Here is a 5,584-nt window from a genome sequence, read left to right on the forward strand (position 1 = left end):
GCCGGGCGTGCAGGCGTGCCGCCGCTGCGAGTGGTAGCCCGGGGCGCGTTGGCCGGCTGCGGGCGCGTGCCCGGCCGTGGCGTTTTAGGTGTACTCACTCGTTACCTCCGATTTCCGGCGCCGTCGTTTCGGCTGCGGACTGCGTCATGTCTGCGTCCAACGGTACTTCATCGGTTGCCTGCTGCGCAGATTCGGCGCCGGTTGTGCCACCGGTTTCGGGACCCTGGGGCGTGTCCGGCGTGTCGGTGTCTTCCTCGTCCGCGGCCAGGCCTCGTTCGGAGTTCCTGGCGACGGCGATGATGCGGTCCTTCTTGTCCGGCTTGGCGAAGATGACGCCCATGGTGTCGCGGCCCCTGACGGGGACACCGGCGACGGAGGAGCGGACCACCTTGCCGCTTTCCATCACCACCAGCACCTCGTCTTCCTCCTGCACAATGAGTGCGCCGACCAGGTGCCCGCGTTCTTCCTGGTACTTGCCCACCTTGATGCCCAGGCCGCCGCGCCCCTGGACCCGGTATTCGTCGGCCTTGGTCCGCTTGGCGTAACCGCCGGCGGTCACGATGAAGACGTAGGAGTCCTCGCGCAGCACGCCGGCGACCAGCAGTTCGTCGTCCTCACGGAACTTCATGCCGGTCACACCGGACGTGGCGCGTCCCATCGGCCGCAGTGCCTCGTCCGTCGCGGTGAAGCGCAGGGACTGGCCGCGCCGGGAGACCAGCATCATGTCGTCGGTCTCAGCGACCAGCCGCGCCGAAACGAGCTCGTCGCCGTCGCGCAGGTTGATCGCGATGACGCCGGCGGAACGGTTCGTGTCGTAGTCCTCCAGCCGGGTCTTCTTGATCAGGCCGCGTTTGGTGGCCAACACCAGGTAGGGGGCCTGCTGGTAGTCCTTCAGGTCCATGACCTGGGCAATGTGCTCGTCCGGCTGGAAGGCCAGCAGGTTCGCCACGTGCTGGCCCTTGGCGTCGCGGCCGCCTTCGGCCAGCTCGTACGTCTTGGCCCGGTACACCCGGCCCAGGTTGGTGAAGAACAGCAGCCAGTGGTGCGTCGTGGTGACGAAGAAGTGCTCGACCACGTCGTCGCCGCGGAGCTGGGCGCCGCGTACTCCCTTGCCGCCTCGCTGCTGGGACCGGTAGTTGTCGCTGCGGGTGCGCTTGACGTATCCGCCGCGGGTGATGGTCACCACCATCTCCTCTTCGGGGATGAGGTCTTCCATGCTCATGTCCCCGCCGTAGCCCATCATGATCTGGGTCCGGCGGTCGTCACCGTACTTGCCGGTGATCTCGGCGAGTTCCTCGCTGACGATGCTGCGCTGGGCTTCTTCGGACGCGAGGATGCGGTTGAACTCCTGGATCATCCGCTCAAGCTCGGCGTGGCGGTCCTGGATCTTCTGCCGTTCCAAGGCGGCCAGCCGGCGCAACTGCATGTTCAGGATGGCCGAGGCCTGGTCCGTGTCGATGTCCAGCAACTGCATCAGGCCGTCGCGGGCTTCTTCCGTGGTGGACGAGGCGCGGATCAGGGCGATGACTTCATCGAGCGCATCCAGGGCCTTGAGCAGGCCACGCAGGATATGCGCTTCTTCCTCGGCCTTGCGCAGCCTGAAGCGGGTGCGCCGGACGATGACTTCCAGCTGGTGGGTGACCCAGTGGCGGATAAAGGCGTCGAGGGTCAGGGTGCGGGGCACGCCGTCGACGATCGCGAGCATGTTGGCCGCGAAGTTCTCCTGCAGCGAGGTGTGCTTGTAGAGGTTGTTCAGCACCACCTTGGCCACGGCGTCGCGCTTGAGCACGATGACCAGGCGCTGTCCCGTGCGGCCGGAGGTCTCGTCGCGCAGGTCGGCGATGCCGGCCACCCTGCCTTCCTTGGCCAGCTCGGCGATCTTCATGGCCAGGTTGTCCGGGTTCGCCTGGTATGGAAGTTCCGTGACCACCAGGCAGGTCCGGCCCTGGATTTCCTCCACGTTGACCACGGCGCGCATGGTGATGGAGCCGCGGCCGGTGCGGTAGGCGTCCTCGATGCCCTTGTGGCCCAGGATCTGAGCGCCGGTGGGGAAGTCGGGCCCCTTGATCCGCTGGATCAGCGCTTCGAGGAGTTCTTCACGGCTGGCGGTGGGATTGTCCAGGTACCACTGGACCCCGTCGGCCACTTCGCGCAGGTTGTGCGGCGGGATGTTGGTGGCCATGCCGACGGCGATGCCAGAGGAACCGTTGACCAGCAGGTTCGGGAAGCGGGCCGGCAGGACGGTCGGTTCCTGGTTCTTGCCGTCGTAGTTGTCCTGGAAATCGACGGTGTCCTCGTCGATGTCGCGGACCATTTCCAGCGCCAGCGGCGCCATCTTGGTTTCCGTGTACCGGGGGGCGGCCGCGCCGTCGTTGCCGGGCGAGCCGAAGTTGCCCTGCCCCAGCGCCAGCGGGTAGCGCATGGTCCAGTCCTGGATCAGGCGGACCAGGGCATCGTAGATGGCCATGTCGCCGTGCGGGTGGTACTGGCCCATGACCTCGCCCACCACGCGGGCGCACTTGTTGAAGGATCGCTCGGGGCGGTAACCGCCGTCGAACATCGCGTACAGCACCCGCCGGTGCACCGGCTTGAGGCCGTCGCGGACGTCCGGCAGGGCGCGCCCGACGATGACCGCCATGGCATAGTCCAGGTAGGACCGCTGCATTTCGGTCTGGAGGTCGACCTGCTCCACCCGGTCGGTCAGGATTTCGCCCTCGATCGGCTCATCGCCGGTGCCTGCGGGCAGGTCGGGCGTCTCTTCGTCGCTCATCGTTTAAGTTTCCTTTGCGTCAAAACCTTGGTGCGGCCCGGTCAGCGGCCGGCGGCCGGCCGGCTGCGGCGGGGCTAAATGTCGAGGAAGCGGACATCCTTGGCGTTCTGCTGGATGAAGGTGCGCCGGGATTCGACGTCTTCGCCCATCAGGATCGAGAAGGTCTGGTCCGCGGCGGCGGCATCCTCCATCGTCACCTGCAGCAGTGTCCGGTGGTCGGGGTCCATGGTGGTGTCCCACAGCTCCGTGTAGTCCATTTCACCGAGGCCCTTGTACCGCTGGATGCCGTTTTCCTTGGGCAGCCGCTGGTTGTTCGCCAGGCCGCGGCGGACGGTCTCGTCCCGCTCACGGTCGCTGAAGACATAATCGTGGGGGTGGTTGGACCATTTGATCCGGTAGAGCGGCGGCTGCGCCAGGTAGACGTAACCGTTCTCGATCAGCGGGCGCATGTAGCGGAACAGCAGGGTCAGGAGCAGCGTGGTGATGTGCTGGCCGTCCACATCGGCGTCGGCCATCAGCACGATCTTGTGGTACCGGGCCTTCTCCACGTCGAAGTCCTCGCCGATGCCGGCGCCGAACGCGGTGATCATGGCCTGGACCTCGGCGTTACCCAGCGCGCGGTCCAGCCGGGCCCGCTCCACGTTCAGGATCTTGCCCCGCAGCGGCAGGATGGCCTGGGTCTCCGGGTTCCGGCCGCGGACGGCCGAACCGCCCGCGGAGTCGCCCTCCACGATGTAGATTTCCGACTTGGATGGGTCGCGGGACGAGCAGTCCTTGAGCTTGCCCGGCATGCCGCCGGATTCGAGCAACCCCTTGCGCCGGGTGGATTCGCGCGCTTTCCGGGCGGCCAGCCGGGCCTGCGAGGCTTGGATCGACTTGCGGATCACGTCGCGGGCGGGTCCGGGATTGCGCTCCAGCCAGTCACCGAGTTCGTCCGTGACCACACGCTGCACAAAGCCCTTGGCCTCGGAGTTGCCCAGCTTGGTCTTGGTCTGGCCCTCGAACTGGGGCTCGCCCAGCTTCATGGAGATGACGGCAGTGAGGCCCTCGCGGATGTCGTCGCCGGTGAGGTTTTCTTCCTTCTCCTTGATCAGGTTTTTCTCGCGCGCGTAGCGGTTGATCAACGAGGTCATCGCGGCGCGGAAGCCTTCTTCGTGCGTGCCGCCTTCGTGCGTGTTGATGGTGTTCGCGTAGGTGTGGACGCTCTCCGAGTAGGAGGTGGTCCACTGCATCGCGACTTCCACCGAGAGCTTGCGCTCCGTGTCCTCGGTCTCGAACGCGATGACCTCGGGGTGGATGACCTCCACCTTCTTGGAGGAGTTCAGGTGCGTGACGTAGTCCAGCAGGCCGTTGTCGTACTTGTAGACCACCTGGCGGTGTTCCGCGGTGGTCTCGACCTCGGTGCCGGGCGTCGTGTCCAGGTCCACGTCCTCGGCGTCCGGTGCGTGGACTTCCGGACGGCGCTCATCGGTCAGGACAATTTTGAGGCCCTTGTTCAAGAAGGCCATCTGCTGGAAGCGGGCGCGCAGCGTCTCGAAGTCGAATTCCGTGGATTCGAAAATCTCGGGGTCCGCCCAGAAGGTCTGCGAGGTCCCGGTCTCGGTGGTCTCCTCGCCGCGGCGCAGGTCGCCCACCGGGAGGCCACCGTTGGCGAACGACTGGTGCCACACGTAGCCCTGCCGGCGGATCTCGGTCTCCACCCGCGCGGACAGCGCGTTGACCACCGAGATGCCTACGCCGTGCAGGCCGCCGGAGACCGCGTAACCACCGCCGCCAAACTTGCCGCCTGCGTGCAGGATGGTCATCACGACCTGTACGGTCGGTTTGCCCTCGGTTGGGTGCATGTCCACGGGAATGCCGCGGCCGTTGTCCACCACCCGGACGCCGCCGTCGGCCAGCAGCGTGACGTTGATGGTGTCGCAGTAGCCGGCCAGCGCTTCGTCGACGGAGTTGTCCACCACCTCGTACACGAGGTGGTGCAGCCCGCGCGGACCGGTGGAACCGATGTACATGCCCGGGCGCTTGCGGACGGCTTCCAGGCCTTCAAGGACGGTGATGTCGCTGGCGTCGTAGTGCTTGCCGTCGTTGCCCTCTGTCATTTGGGGTTCTGCGCCGGTGTTTTCCAGCTCATTGTCCTCTGCCACAGTTGCCGTTGACTCCTTGTGTTCCGTCCGGGGGACTCGTGTGTCGGCGCCCTTCCGGATAGAGGACGGGCGCCGCCTAGTCAATTCTACCGTGTCAGGGCGGTGAATCCTGCACGAACATGGCTCTATGCGGCACGGAAACCGGGTTTTGACGCCGCCGCCGGGTGCCCGATGGGACCGTGTATGTCCGCGGACGTCTCCAGCGTCCTACACGCCGTCTAAGCGAGCCGGTGCCGGCTGCTTCCGACCGGCCTCCCGCGAGGGGCGAAATCAGCCGTAGGTGTCCCGCGGTCCGCGGCCGCTCACGGACCTCTTGCCCTTGCGCCAATTGGGCGCTGCCGGCGCCAGCACCTGGATTTTAGTCACGACGCCGGGGCCTAGCTTTTCGTCGAACCGCTTCAGCAGGGCGCTGCTGAGCAATCGCAGCTGCGTGGCCCAAGCCGTTGAGTCGCAGCGGACCTGCACCGTGGTTTCCTCGAAGCTCTCCGGACGGCAGTGGGCAGCGATGTCCGCGCCGACCAATTCATCCCACCGCGAAATGACCGAGCCGACGGCCACCGGGGAGTTCCAGCCGCGTTCTGCGACGAACCGGTCGAACACGCGCCCCAAGCCCTGGGGGTCGCGGCCGAAATCCTGCGGGCCGGCGGACGGCCGCGCCCCCCGGGATGCG

The 5,584-nt window shown here is 66.5% G+C and carries 3 protein-coding genes; all 3 read right to left on the reverse strand.

Annotation, left to right across the window (positions count from 1 at the left end; all coding sequences use genetic code 11):
- Positions 1 to 94 precede the first annotated feature (94 nt).
- Entirely contained in the window at positions 95 to 2,770 is a 2,676-nt protein-coding gene (gyrA, locus tag AC5RUJ_RS10040; protein ID WP_494074741.1) for a DNA gyrase subunit A, read from the reverse strand.
- A 74-nt stretch (positions 2,771 to 2,844) separates the two neighbouring features.
- Positions 2,845 to 4,869 (reverse strand): DNA topoisomerase (ATP-hydrolyzing) subunit B, encoded by a 2,025-nt coding sequence (gene gyrB / locus AC5RUJ_RS10045; RefSeq protein WP_494013768.1) that lies wholly within the window; start codon positions 4,867 to 4,869, stop codon positions 2,845 to 2,847.
- 315 nt (positions 4,870 to 5,184) lie between these two features.
- A partial coding sequence (locus tag AC5RUJ_RS10050; protein WP_494155818.1) for a DciA family protein occupies positions 5,185 to 5,584 on the reverse strand: 400 nt, incomplete at its 5' end.

The sequence above is a fragment of the Arthrobacter sp. Y3223164 genome (assembly GCF_059091005.1).